We start from the raw sequence: 12,745 nt of genomic DNA, 5'->3' as shown, positions 1-12,745 counted from the left end.
ATCTATTTTATTTAATATCGACTACATAACAACACGCTAAAAACGCTATTAACCAACCGGTCCATATTTAGGAAAGCCATCGTGGATATCATTTTATTAATTCAAGCTGTCATCATGGGTATCGTTGAAGGTATCACTGAATTTTTACCCATCTCTAGTACTGGCTACTTGATTTTATCAGCGGATTTGATGGGCTTTTGGACCAAAGAAAAAGTCGATTTGTTTGTGGTAGTGGTGCAGCTTGGTGCTATCTTAGCGGTCATTTATGATTACTGGGGCAGACTCTGGCAAGCGCTCATGGGTCTACTGACTGGTAAAGCTGAAGGCATGAGTAATCCACGCCAGCTTGGATTGAGCTTAATTGTTGCGACTATTCCGGTGATGATCGTTGGTTTTACCTTCGCTGACGAAATCAAAGCCTATTTATTTAATCCTATCGTCGTGGCGATTATGCTGATCATCGGTGGTCTACTGATATTCTATGTAGAAAATCGTCCTAAAGCGATTATTGCGCAAGAAGCAGAAGACGTTAGTCTAAAAACAGCATTGATGATTGGTCTGCTGCAATGTCTGGCATTGATACCAGGGACATCACGTTCAGGCGCGACGATTATTGGCGCGCTATGGTTGGGTGTCTCTCGTAAGGCTTCCGCAGAGTTTTCCTTCTTTTTGGGTATTCCGGTCATTATCGGTGCGGCATTATTGGATTTGCTCAAGCACCACGATGTGTTGACTAATAGTGCAGACTGGTTGGTTTTAGGCATAGGTACGATCGTATCATTTGTGGTGGCTTTACTTTGTATTCGCCTGCTGGTCGCTTGGGTCAGTCGTCGTGATTTCAAAATATTTGCATGGCTACGTATCATCACTGGCGTCATCGTTTTGGTCGCTGCTTGGGGTTTTGGCTATCAAATGGCTGGCTAGATTTTCACTATATTTTTTAGCCTTAGAAGCAGTAAATAGGGTGGAGCAGTTATGACCGTTTTACACCAAGAGTCTAAAAAAGCTAGTACCTTTATGCATTGCCAACTTCTCTACGTTAGAGAGTCTCAGCAAGCCCAAGCCGAGCGCATACAAGCGCTGATTGCGGTACATCAACTGTCAATTATTTTAGACATTGAGCTGTTTACTGATAAGCTCAATCAGAAACGTCGCCAGCAATTAAGCCAGACATCAACTCAACCTATTCTCTTGTTAGATGAGAAAAACAAGCTTGCATGGCTGAGTGATGGATTGAGCGTTGCGCCAGAATGGGATAAATTACAACGCCGTGTAGTGAGTGCGGGGCGTAAGTCTGAGCTATTATTGCAAGCGGCCAAAGTCACATCGGATAGTATAGTCATTGATGCGACGGCTGGTTTTGGTCATGATAGCCTGATATTGGCCAGCACGGGTGCACAGGTCATCATGCTAGAGCAGCAGCCCTTGATGGCATTGTTATTGTTAGTAGAACAGCAGCGTATGAGTGGGCTAGCAAATTGGCAAAAGCTGATGAGCCGTTTGCAGATTATCAATAACGATGCGCTCAGTTATTTTGACAGCTTGAATAATGTATCGGCAGCTGACTATAGTAAGCTGATCGATGTGGTTTATTTGGATCCTATGTTTCCAGAGAACAGCTATCAAGATAGCAAGACAGGTAAAGGCGCTAAAGTAGGCAAGCATATGCAAGCACTACACCAATTAGCGCTCCCGCCCACAGCAGACGAAGAGCTGCAATTGCTACAAAGTGCGCAAGCCGTCGTCCGTCAGAATGGGCGAAACACACAAGTACAGGGCCGTGTGGTTGTTAAGCGTCCACAACTTGCACCACAACTTGCGCATCAGCCAGCAAGTGAAAGCTGGCATAATGAAGCCGTACGTTTTGATGGCTATTTTGTTTGATGGGTTTTTGACGATGACAAGTCTACTTATTTAATAAGCTTAATGGACACGCGTAGAGATATTACGCTCAGATACTGAATATTTAGAGATGACACTGCAATGACTAACACTCACTCCGCTTTGAGTTTTAAAGAAAAGCTATATGCCTATATGCAGCTGACGCGCTTTGATAAGCCTGTGGGTATTGAGCTGTTACTGTGGCCGACGCTATGGGGTGTGCTACTGGCCGCCATGGGTCAGGCGCAGCAGAACGGAGCGACGGCAGGTCTGCCAAGTCTTAAAATATTTTTGCTTTTTGCCCTCGGCGCGATTTTTATGCGGGCGGCAGGTTGTGCGATTAATGACTTTGCCGATCGTAAGGTGGATGGTCATGTGACCCGCACCAAAGGACGTCCATTAGCTGATGGGCGTCTGTCTGCTAAAGAAGCAATCGCTGCTTTTTTTGTGTTGGTGTTATTAAGTGCCAGTTTGCTGTTTTTCCTGCCCGTTGAAGTGTTCTATTGGTCGCTTGGTGCGATCATACTGGCATTCATTTACCCATTTATGAAGCGTTTTACCCATTTGCCGCAAGTGTTTTTGGCAGCGGCTTTTGGCTGGGCGATACCCATGGCTTACGTGGCGGTACAAGGTGCTCCTGATATTTGGTGCTGGCTGTTGTTTATCGCCTATATGTGCTGGACAGTGGCCTATGATACTCAGTACGCTATGGCTGACCGCGAGGATGATTTGCAGATTGGGGTCAAATCAACGGCCATATTATTTGGGCGTTATGATGTGATTATCATCTCAATACTTCAAATGCTGTTTTTATTGATCATGGGCGGGGTCATGTGGCATTATTTTGCACCGACAACGTTAGGCATAACACCAGTATTTGGGCTCGCGTTAGTGGCGATGATGTTTTCCAAACAAAACAGCGCTTGTGCCAGTCGCAATGCTTTGGCTTGCTTTCAGGCGTTTTTAGCCAATATATGGGTGGGACGTTACGTCTTTGCTCTCATAGCAATCGCTTGTATATGGACGACTTTTAATGGATAACTTTAAGAAGCTCTCAAAGTCAAAAGCGAAAAAGGGCGCTGATATTAATGCGCCAGTTATCGATTATCAGGCAAAGCTAGCCGCACATGGTCTAACACGTGAGCAAGTCATCGCCACCGAGCGTAAACTGGCTAAGTTTGCTAATACGATGGATTCGCTCGTACGTGTGCCTTTTACCAAACAAGGAATGGGTGCCGATGCGGCGCTTTCGACCATTCCGTTGGCAGGAGATTTGGCAGGATTGGCATTAACCAGCTATGCCTTTATATTAGGTCGTCAACTGGGTGTGCCTGCGCACAAAATGACGCCAGCTGTCAGATTGGCACTCATCGATATGGTGGTTGGCATCGTGCCTGGTATTGGGACGCTGCTCGATATCTTTATTCGTCCCAGTCGCAAAACCTTAGGTATCGTGCATGAGCATCTACAAGACGAATATGGCATCACTGAAACCATGCATCTTGATCGGCCGTTTTTGCATCAATCACTAGAAGACAAGCAACAGCGCAGTCGCTTTGGTTTTTTTTGGCGCAATCCAGTCGTTGCTTGGTTGTATTTACATATCCCTGATATGCTTGGTTTAATGGTCATTGTAGTGATTGGCTGGGGACTGTGGGCAATGATTAGCTGGCTCGTAAGTCTGTTTGGCAAGACCACTGGTTTTGGCTAGAGGAAAGTAAAAAGACCAAAAAAGGCGGCACACGTTATTATCTAATATTAACGTGCGCCGCCTTTTTTATGACAAATTTTTATAAGTATTCAGTCTCAGATATTACTCAGTGATGACCTCTGCTTCAGCACTGATTGCATCGAAGCTGATGACTTTATTATTCCGAATAAGATCAATAGTGCCGCCACCCGCATGACTGACCAGCTGAATACTGCCGTCACTTGATCGATAAGTTGGGTTATTGCCTTGACCTTCAGGCGCGCTTAAAGTCATTTTCGGTTTGTTCGGTAAGGTGACGATAGCGTTGAGCACGCCCGCTGCCGAGGTTTCAAAAACGACAGAGAGTGATTCGCCAGCCGCATTTTTATAACGGACATCAGTGATTTGCGCGCCTTTAATGGCTTGTTCAGGGCTGGGTGCTATGCCAGCATTATTCACTGACGGCTCAGTTGCACCAAGGTCGTTTTCTAGCTCAGTTAAGCTTACATCTTGTTCTGAGTTTACTTCAGGCTTTGCGGTATCCTCACCATTATCAGCGGCCGTATCAACATTAATATTGGTAGTCACGGGTGTGGTTTGTACTGCTACGTCAGAGATTGTCTCGTTATCTGTCTCAGGCTCTGGTGTTTTTTGACAGGCACTCAATAGTGAGATACTCAAAAAAATAGCAGAAACAGCCTGAAAATAGAGGGTAGGTTTAGTTGGGTTAAATGTATGGGTTTTCATAAGGAGAGGAATATCCGTAAAGAGTGCTTTATTTAAGCACAGTAAATGGTCAGGAACAATCTACCATTTATTAAGTATTCACAGTAATAATGACTTTTCTATTGCCATTATATTTTTAAAGATAGTCTCGATGTTTACATAAATAAATGCCTTGCCACGTTCCTAGTCTTAGCGCTCTATTTACCAGCGGTACAGTCAAACTGACTCCAAACAGAATGCTTTAATGAACTGGCAGATCAGTTGGATTTTTCAAGTCAGCGGTGTTTGTAAACGCGTACGATTTGGTGACAGGCGCGCAAGCATCGCCATTGATAAGGGGGCAAATGCTCCTAACATCATATCTGTTAACGCTTCAGCACATATTGGTGCAATGGCATACCCTTTAGCACCCATCGCACTCATGACCCACATCCGTTTGCTTTGATCTAATTGTCCAACGATTGGATGATAATCAGGCGTTTGAGTGCGAATACCCGCCCGTCCTTGCCACAAACTGAGATCTGTTGGAATGACAGAGTCCATCTCAGGAATGGCAGTCACTAGTTTATCGCGGCTAATCTGATGTTCTTCTTTACGGATATCTATATCTGTGTCATTACGTATAAAGCTCGCGCCTAGTAATAAATAGGGCGCACTCACTATCACATTATTCAAAGTTTCATCGCCAGTTTTAGCAGTAAATAACGCACAGTAGCCACTATATTTAAGCGGTATTTTGGGTAGGCTTGTGAGCTGTGCGACTGTGGGCGTAAACCAAGAAAGCTGACCACGAATTTTACGGCAATCAAAAATACGCTTGTCCAGCTCATGACTCTCAAAAGCAGCGCAAATCACCACATTTTCTGCGCTAATGGATATCGTCTGCTTATCCTGATTATTGCCTTCGATACAGACACTTTCTTCTGTTTCGCTAATACTCTTAACGTCTAACTGCTGAAAGCGAATGAGTGGGTGCGCTAGTATGATGTCTTTCAATGCTTGTGGATTGACCAATCCAGACTGTGGTAAGTACAAATTCTCTGATAAATCTTGCGCTTTGAGGCCGCTCGCGTTTTGTGCCTGCTCGCAGGATAGTGTGGTTGCCATGTCGTCAGGATAATCAGCAATTTGCTTTGTACCGATATTGGCTTTGATCAATAAGTCGAGCGCGCCAGTTGGCTCTAGTATTGATGCCCCGCTTTCTTGCTCAGATTTTTTATTCAGCAAGCGATATAATCTGCTGCTATAAAGATAACCTATGGTATGCAGATGTTCGTCGACATGATGAATGGGCGTCATCTTGGGAGCGAGCAAGGCACGCGGGTTACCTGAAGCGCCTGCTAAGGGGGCTGATTTATCTAATAAGGTGACCTGAATACCGCGATTGGCCAGCGACCAAGCCACTGATAGCCCAGAGACACCAGCACCAATAACGATGGTATGGGCGGGCAGGTTGCTAGTGGGTTTGGCAGACTCGCTATCGCTATTATTGTCTGTGGCGGGCGCTACAGTGCTAGCATGATTGTAAAAGGGTATATCTTTACTATTATTAGCGTTTAAATCTATAGTATCTAGCATGATTGCCGTTAGCATTTCATTCTTACGACCAAAGCCTTTTACTTTTTTAATCTGAAAGCCACAGTTTTGCAGCCCACGTTTTACGATACCGGCACAGCTATATGTGGCAGCGGTGGTCATTGGTCGCGATAAACGCTGCATTTGTGCAAAAATACTATCTGTCCATAAGGTACTATTGCAGGAAGGTGCAAAACCATCTAAAAACCAAGCATCGACGTAGGGCGCAGGCTTAATAGACGTATTTACGGCTAATTTGGCTAAGCTATCGGCGGCATCACCCAACCATATATCGACGGTCAGATTGTCCTCAAAGAAGTTTAGACGATGACAGCCAGCGGTGAGAGGTGGGTATGCTGTTAGTAGTGGCTTAATGAATTCAGCAAGCTCAGGCGCACGCTGTCCCCATAGGGCAAGGATCTGCGTTAAATCTGCAAGCGGGATGGGATATTTTTCAGTCGTTATAAAATGCAAGCGAGCAGTCGCTAATTGAGGGTGCATATCCCGCAGCTGTCGCCATAGCTGCCAAGTCGCTAAGAGGTTCAACCCAGTACCAAAACCCAGTTCAGCGATCGTAAAGCACTGCTTTTCTGCAAGGTTTGCTAGTCGCTCTGGCAGTTGATTGTGCGATAAAAACACATGACGTGACTCTGCTAAACCATCAGCATTTGAAAAGTAAACATCACCAAACTCGCCCGATACAGGCACTTTATTACCCGTATCATCCATCTGCCAGTGAATCTTGGCAGGGGTAATGACGTTTGGCTGTTCAGCGTTATTTAGTTGAGCGTTAGACATGGCGAAGTTCTTAGGAGCGTTGCTAGCTACAGCCTGACCAAAATAAAATCACTACAGCGTCAACCTCGCTGACCATACTCATGTATGGCTTACACTCGGTTTTTGTTGTAGATGTTATTTTAGGTTGACTGTATATGTGAAGAGTCAGAAAAATCGAATTCCATCAAGTGCCGTTAAGCTAAGTGTCGTTAAGCCAAGTGCCGTTAAGTATAGACAGACAATCAAATAATTTTAATCAATAAAAACAGATATTACCAACGTTCGCGGCGTACAAACACCAACCAAGACACAAAAATACCCACCAATAAACTGATTAACACCGTGAACGCGCCATATAAAAACAGTTGACCTTTACTCTCATAGACCAAGACATTGGCTTGGGTTTGCAAGTCATTGACCTGTCGTTGGAGTTGGGCATTACGACTGAGTAACTCTTGATTGGCGGTATTTAGCGCCTTGTTAGAGGGTTGCAGCTGTGCCGCCAAGGTATTGTTAATATCAAGATTTGAATTTGGAGTCGTTACTGGCACGGTAGCCGCTTGTTCCGCCAACGGATCAGTCGTACCTGTATTCGCACTCGTATTGGTAACGGTGGGGGCAGCGTGCGCTGACATAGCCGCGATTAATATGACAGCAGCAAGGCTACATTGATAGTGGCGACTTTTTGACAAGGATGCGCACTGATTCACGACTGTGCTACTTTATCTGATACGCTGTCATCGGGCTTGGGTAAGGTATGGATAAAGGGTCTGATATCGACATGACTGTACACACCGTCACGCAAGTAAGGCTCAGCGTTCGCCCATGTCTGTGCTGCTTCAATAGAGTCAAAGTCAGCAATGATTAAGCTGCCTGACATCTCGCTTTTACCATGTTCAATAGGTGTCGGACCGGCGATAATTAACCGTTGTTCGCGATCTAATGCTTGCAGGCGCTCGACGTGCTCTGCACGAGTAGTCTGCCGTTGTACGCTACTATTAGCGACGTCGTGACCAATAATGGCAAATAAAGACATAATAATTCCTTAATAAATAGTAATAATAAATCGTATCATCATTAATGAGTAATCATTATCAATATTAGGATTTTGCAGTAATGAGTTATTATAAGACAGTAAACTTGCATACCGAATGGTGAATCATTCTAGCGGCTAATTATTTAGCGGCTACTTATCTAGCGGCTACTTATCTAGCGACTACTTATCTAGCGACTACTTATCTAGCGACTACTTATCTAGCGACTACTTATCTAGCGACTACTTATCTAGCGCTTATTTAGCCGTTTTATCGGTCAGCGCTGGATTGATATGTTTTTTTAGCAGCGCAAACTGAGCGACTACGAACACCAACATAATAGGAATCCAGCCATAAGTTTTGAAGTTGATCCAAGCCTCATCCGACATGGTAAATGCCGTGATATAATGCAGTACACCCATAAAGGCAAAAAACAGCGCCCAAGCGACGGTTAGTTTTTTCCAACCGCTAAGCGTCAAGGTAAAGACTTCTTTCATCGCTAGCTGCATCAACGGCTTATTGATAGCGGCACTGACAAGCAGTGTCAAAGCAAAAATGCCATTAATAATCGGTGATTTCCAACGCAAGTAAATGTCATCGCGTAGCAAAAGCGTACCGCCACAAAATACGATGGTCAATAATAAAACCACCCATTGCTGCTTATCAAATTTGCCTTTTTGGCGGATAAAATGAATGGCGTAGACAACAATAGTGGCAATCAGTAAAGCGCCTGCTGCCGCCAGAATACCTTGGGTACGGGCGACAATAAAAAAAGCGATCAAGGGAACAAAGTCTAATAGGGCTTTCATAGCGTGTGGCATGTCCAACGAAACGTATGGGGTAGTTTACACGTCTACTGCGCCAAAAAAAAGCAATCAACACGATAATCGTTTTATATGACATCCCTTAGCCATTTTTTGGCATTTTATTGATACCATACTCATAAGCGTTATCACATTCAAAACCTTAAGGCCACTTTATATGAAAATCGACTTACATTGTCACAGTACCTGCTCAGATGGCACTTATGCGCCAACAGAAGTGGTGCAACGCGCCCATGCGGCTGGCGTCGATGTATTGGCATTGACAGACCACGATACATTATTGGGTATCGATGACGCGAGAGCCACTGCCACTGCCTGTGGCATGACGCTTATCAATGGTGTTGAAATCAGTTGTGAACATACGCTGAATGGTGGTTACGGTAAAAATAAATCCACCAACAAGATTATTCATGTGCTGGGACTGGATTTTACTGACCGCGAAAAAATGCATGCAACGCTGCAGCAATTACAGGATAGCCGCGCCACGCGTGGTCAACGAATCACTGAAAAGCTCAGCGAGCTATTAGATATCAACTATGATGAGCTGTGGCAAGCCGTACTGGACAAAGCGAGTGGTAATCCACAAGCAGTTGGACGTGCACACATTGGTCAAGTGTTATTTGAGCGCGGCGAAGTGAAAACGGTACAAAAAGCCTTTGATAAATACTTGGCAGACAATAAACCCGCTTATGTGGCGATTGATGCACTGAGCATGGCTGACGGCATTGAGCTGATTCACGCGTGCGGCGGCAAAGCAGTACTGGCGCATCCAACGCGTTATCAGCTCTCAGCGACGCGAGTGCGTAAGCTTATCGAAGAGTTTGCTCAGCTGGGCGGTGACGCTTGTGAGCTGCCTGCGAATAGTGAGCCGATTAGCACTCGTAGAATGGTCGATCGCAGCATAGCCGAGCACGAGCTCGTTACCTCGATAGGGAGCGACTTTCATGGTAGTAATATGCCGTGGCGACGGATAGGGGATGTACCGACATTGCAGCCAGAACAACAAGGCATTTGGCAGTCTTTTACGGCATTGGCTTAGTCCAAAATAAGCTATTACTCAGACCCAATAGATAAGCTAAACTACCTTTATTTAATAATGCTTAAATGTTATTTAATATTTTCAAAGGGCCACTCTTGATTATATTAAGTCATGAACGATAATAATCGTTAAAATTTGACTCGCAATTATCAAGTAACGCGATGACGCAAAGCCACGCCGTAAAACAAGATGCCAGATATTGACGTATAAATCACTTAAACAGATTGATAGTTAAAGGAAAGATTGCCACACTAAATGCGACAATTTGGGTTTAATATAAGTTAGCCTTTTTATTTTCTTGTTTGGTTTTAGCTCAATCACTTTTATTATCTGCGGTAGCCCAATTATGGCTGTAAAGATATCTCATTTAGGCTATAAAAAACTCTCCCGAGTTATTTTTGAATGGCAGGCGGCCGATAGGGCGTCGCTGCTGGCCTTATTTGTGTTGATAGAAGTGTTTTCGCATTGGCTATGGTGCTTGATGGTCTGGTGGTGTCGAGATACGCTCAATGATTATGTCAATATTCAACTGTTATATCCACTATGGTTAGGGGTGACGGTAACAGGATTGTTTATTTGGTGGCTGATTGGCTGCTTATCTCGTAGCGGAGACAACGGTAAAGATTTGGATAAATGGCAAATAATGTTCATTGTGCCTTATACCATTTATATTGCCGTGATCATCGTGATGATAGGCTACAGCAGTTTGTTTGCAGGGGTATCGCTGGTTGGTGGTGCGATGCTAGGAATGGTGTTGATCAAGCGTCGTTATGCTTGGCGAGTATTTTTGCTGCAAGTTTTTCTGATTTTGTTGGCTATCGTATCGCCTTATTTTGGTATTGATTTGCCTAGCTTGCGTCAGCTAACGGTGATTTATCCCATGCTTGATACTCCAAGTTATTTGAATTACAACGAAGTCATGGCTATCGAAAATGCCGTTGCCGCCTCCGCTTTTGAAAGTGCGACATTGGACTGGGACAGCATGAGTGAATTACAGCTCTCTTCAACATTTTTTTGGCGATTAACCCATGTGTTTTTGGCACTGCCCAAAGCTATTTTTATCGTTTATATGTTTCGCACCTTGCTATTGATATTGGATGACAGCAAAAAAGAAGTGCTGCTACATGCCAATCAAGACGAATTGACCAAGCTAAAAAACCGCCGTTATGGTTTGACACAAATGAAGCAAGTGCTGAAGTCAGTAGAAGACCATCAAGATATCAGCGTTATTTTATTGGATTTGGATTGGTTTAAAGAGGTCAATGACAATTACGGTCATGAGATAGGAGACCGAGTTTTAGTGGAGGTCGCACAGACGCTCTTGCAGTCTTTAACTGATGAAACCATCATTAGTCGTTATGGCGGGGAAGAGTTTCTGATTGTATTGCCAGATACGAATCACGACACGGCTATGATCATTGCTGAACAACTACGATTAAGCATTGCCAAGCAAACCATCATTGTCGATGATAATATAAGTTTTAATGTGACTGCCAGCTTAGGGCTATATACGCTGACGCATGACGAGCGCAATTGCATAAAGCAAGCGTGCAAAACACCCATCCAAAAAGAAGCGTCGCAGTCGCTTGTAATACCGCGGATCATCAAATCGTACAGCAGTAAACGAGCGAATCGTCAAACTCCCACAGCGCAGCTACCGCATGATATTTGCCAACGTTTAATTTGTATGGCGGATAAAGCTTTATACGAAGCCAAAGGCTGTGGTCGCAATCAAGTGGTGAGTGCCAACGAGATGTTGGCGGCAGAAAATAATAATATTAAGGTGCTCTACGGCACATGACTAGCGACCATAGTCGAAGGACCGCATACGCTTTAGTGTATTAATTGTTTTGTTATGCTTGCCAAGACACTGGTGGCAAAGCTGCCTGTCGTTAAAGTGAAATTTAGCACCAAGGTTTGCGTCTCATCTTTATCCTGCCATTCCCAAGATAGCGCTTCAATAGGTAGGCGTAGCGCACGTCGTTGTGCTTTTACATCGCGCTGCTCTAAGCCATTTGCCAAGCGAGCCAATAGCGGATTTTGCTGAATCAGAGCATTCTCGATATCTGCCGCCACACCGCTGACTTTATCATTGCCTGCACCCCATAGCACAGCAGTGGGATGGATATCACCCGTCTCAAGGCGTGTACGCAACGTATCGTCTATGGCTTCGCTAGTAAATATTGACCCTGAACCATCTAAGTTAAACACTTCGCCTGCCAATCCAGTATTCCAGCTGCCATCACGCACTCGTGCTGCCAATATCTCGTTGAAAATCAAACTACGTGCAGCAGACAACTCCATGCTGTTTTGCTCTCGTGGTACGCGCTTACTTTTGCTCTTTTTGGATTGTGGTCTGCTTTGTTGCGGTGGACGCGCAAACAGCGATAATGCTTCTCTAATATTATTGCCATTACGTCCAAAACGCTGAGGACCAAAATAGTTGGGCACGCCAGTTGTGCTGATGTTTGCTAAATGCTGCTCGACACCTTGCTTTGCCAATACTAATTGCTCAGGCGTTGGCGATATCGTATCAAAATCAGTAAATTGGATATCACGCAAGGTAATGACAAATTGGTTGGCACGATGCGTGCCGCGATTGAGCTTTTTATTGTGCCATTGCTGGTCGATGATAGTGACCGATTCATTGGCTCCGATATCTATCGGTGCAAACTCAGCCGCTGGCAACTGCTTTTTAGGTATCCGTAAGCTGAACCACTGCGTTGTCAATGCATGGCGATCTTTCAGGCCTGAATAGCCAACATCGCGCAGAGGAACCTCTGCCCACTCTGACAGCAGTTTTGCCAGATAGGCGGTGTTCATCCCTGATTTTTGGATATGCAGCCATAAGTGCTCACCTTTACCTGTGAATTCGAGCGGCAATAGCTCATTAACGATGAAATCAGTTGCGCTGGCTTTATAGGTTGCTTGCTGTACAGGTGGTTGAATAGGCTGGGGTAACTGCGTAGTATCCGTCGCTGCGGTAATATCGATGCTTGCTATATCAAACTGCTCATTATCTTGAGTGCTTTCAAGAGCGGATTGAGGGCTAGCATTAATATCTGTGATGGCATTAGGAGAAGTCATAAAATCGTCTTTTATTTTGAGGATAAATTTTAGAGAAAAGTAATGGATAGATGGATTAAAGGTTAAAGATTACGTTTTGCAACGCAGTAAACATACAAAAAAACAGCGTGTG

General features: G+C 44.5%; 13 protein-coding genes. 6 read left to right on the top strand and 7 right to left on the bottom strand.

Features of this window, described 5'->3' with window-relative positions; translation table 11 throughout:
- Positions 1–81 precede the first annotated feature (81 nt).
- The 4 genes from J5X94_RS04540 to J5X94_RS04525 all read left to right on the top strand — a co-directional run bounded on the left by J5X94_RS04540 (position 82) and on the right by J5X94_RS04525 (position 3,592).
- Complete coding sequence (locus J5X94_RS04540) at positions 82–924, top strand: undecaprenyl-diphosphate phosphatase (RefSeq protein ID WP_201592223.1); 843 nt, start codon at positions 82–84, stop codon at positions 922–924.
- A 51-nt stretch (positions 925–975) separates the two neighbouring features.
- On the top strand, positions 976–1,884 hold the full coding sequence (locus J5X94_RS04535) for a class I SAM-dependent methyltransferase (RefSeq protein WP_210540386.1): 909 nt from the start codon (positions 976–978) through the stop codon (positions 1,882–1,884).
- 99 nt (positions 1,885–1,983) lie between these two features.
- Positions 1,984–2,922 (top strand): 4-hydroxybenzoate octaprenyltransferase, encoded by a 939-nt coding sequence (gene ubiA / locus J5X94_RS04530; protein WP_210540383.1) that lies wholly within the window; start codon positions 1,984–1,986, stop codon positions 2,920–2,922.
- Positions 2,915–3,592 (top strand): DUF4112 domain-containing protein, encoded by a 678-nt coding sequence (locus tag J5X94_RS04525; protein ID WP_210540381.1) that lies wholly within the window; start codon positions 2,915–2,917, stop codon positions 3,590–3,592. The genes ubiA and J5X94_RS04525 overlap by 8 nt, the downstream gene beginning before the upstream one ends.
- 102 nt (positions 3,593–3,694) lie before the next feature.
- Here the strand turns inward: J5X94_RS04525 and J5X94_RS04520 are convergent, their stop codons facing one another.
- The 6 genes from J5X94_RS04520 to ispZ all read right to left on the bottom strand — a co-directional run bounded on the left by J5X94_RS04520 (position 3,695) and on the right by ispZ (position 8,492).
- On the bottom strand, positions 3,695–4,318 hold the full coding sequence (locus J5X94_RS04520) for a hypothetical protein (protein ID WP_210540379.1): 624 nt from the start codon (positions 4,316–4,318) through the stop codon (positions 3,695–3,697).
- A gap of 115 nt (positions 4,319–4,433) precedes the next feature.
- On the bottom strand, positions 4,434–4,532 hold the full coding sequence (locus tag J5X94_RS14080) for a YjbQ family protein (protein WP_416346164.1): 99 nt from the start codon (positions 4,530–4,532) through the stop codon (positions 4,434–4,436).
- Between the two features lie 35 nt (positions 4,533–4,567).
- Complete coding sequence (mnmD, locus tag J5X94_RS04510; RefSeq protein ID WP_210540376.1) at positions 4,568–6,670, bottom strand: tRNA (5-methylaminomethyl-2-thiouridine)(34)-methyltransferase MnmD; 2,103 nt, start codon at positions 6,668–6,670, stop codon at positions 4,568–4,570.
- Between the two features lie 251 nt (positions 6,671–6,921).
- On the bottom strand, positions 6,922–7,341 hold the full coding sequence (locus tag J5X94_RS04505; protein ID WP_228293155.1) for a hypothetical protein: 420 nt from the start codon (positions 7,339–7,341) through the stop codon (positions 6,922–6,924).
- Positions 7,342–7,355: 14 nt separating this feature from the next.
- Positions 7,356–7,685: a YciI family protein gene (locus tag J5X94_RS04500; RefSeq protein WP_210540372.1), complete on the bottom strand. Its 330-nt coding sequence runs from the start codon at positions 7,683–7,685 to the stop codon at positions 7,356–7,358.
- Between the two features lie 255 nt (positions 7,686–7,940).
- Positions 7,941–8,492 (bottom strand): septation protein IspZ, encoded by a 552-nt coding sequence (gene ispZ / locus J5X94_RS04495; protein WP_010201375.1) that lies wholly within the window; start codon positions 8,490–8,492, stop codon positions 7,941–7,943.
- 172 nt (positions 8,493–8,664) lie between these two features.
- On the opposite strand from ispZ, the gene J5X94_RS04490 reads away from it, so the two are divergent.
- On the top strand, positions 8,665–9,546 hold the full coding sequence (locus J5X94_RS04490; RefSeq protein ID WP_210540369.1) for a PHP domain-containing protein: 882 nt from the start codon (positions 8,665–8,667) through the stop codon (positions 9,544–9,546).
- Positions 9,547–9,892: 346 nt separating this feature from the next.
- Complete coding sequence (locus tag J5X94_RS04485) at positions 9,893–11,347, top strand: sensor domain-containing diguanylate cyclase (protein ID WP_228293154.1); 1,455 nt, start codon at positions 9,893–9,895, stop codon at positions 11,345–11,347.
- A gap of 32 nt (positions 11,348–11,379) precedes the next feature.
- Here J5X94_RS04485 and truD read toward each other — a convergent pair whose 3' ends face one another.
- Positions 11,380–12,633: a tRNA pseudouridine(13) synthase TruD gene (gene truD, locus J5X94_RS04480; protein WP_228293153.1), complete on the bottom strand. Its 1,254-nt coding sequence runs from the start codon at positions 12,631–12,633 to the stop codon at positions 11,380–11,382.
- Positions 12,634–12,745: the final 112 nt, after the last annotated feature.

This window comes from Psychrobacter sp. K31L (genome assembly GCF_017942195.1).
In the GTDB taxonomy this organism is placed as follows: domain Bacteria; phylum Pseudomonadota; class Gammaproteobacteria; order Pseudomonadales; family Moraxellaceae; genus Psychrobacter; species Psychrobacter glaciei.
The sequence above is the reverse complement of the archived record's forward strand: the minus strand, read 5'-3'. Positions and strand labels throughout refer to the sequence as shown.

Coding starts and splice junctions, on each gene's coding strand:
- J5X94_RS04535 (WP_210540386.1), top strand. CDS start 976: ATGACCGTTTTACACCAAGAGTCTAAAAAAGCTAGTACCTTTATGCAT.
- ubiA (WP_210540383.1), top strand. CDS start 1,984: ATGACTAACACTCACTCCGCTTTGAGTTTTAAAGAAAAGCTATATGCC.
- J5X94_RS04525 (WP_210540381.1), top strand. CDS start 2,915: ATGGATAACTTTAAGAAGCTCTCAAAGTCAAAAGCGAAAAAGGGCGCT.
- J5X94_RS04520 (WP_210540379.1), bottom strand. CDS start 4,318: ATGAAAACCCATACATTTAACCCAACTAAACCTACCCTCTATTTTCAG.
- mnmD (WP_210540376.1), bottom strand. CDS start 6,670: ATGTCTAACGCTCAACTAAATAACGCTGAACAGCCAAACGTCATTACC.
- J5X94_RS04500 (WP_210540372.1), bottom strand. CDS start 7,685: ATGTCTTTATTTGCCATTATTGGTCACGACGTCGCTAATAGTAGCGTA.
- ispZ (WP_010201375.1), bottom strand. CDS start 8,492: ATGAAAGCCCTATTAGACTTTGTTCCCTTGATCGCTTTTTTTATTGTC.
- J5X94_RS04490 (WP_210540369.1), top strand. CDS start 8,665: ATGAAAATCGACTTACATTGTCACAGTACCTGCTCAGATGGCACTTAT.
- J5X94_RS04485 (WP_228293154.1), top strand. CDS start 9,893: ATGGCTGTAAAGATATCTCATTTAGGCTATAAAAAACTCTCCCGAGTT.
- truD (WP_228293153.1), bottom strand. CDS start 12,633: ATGACTTCTCCTAATGCCATCACAGATATTAATGCTAGCCCTCAATCC.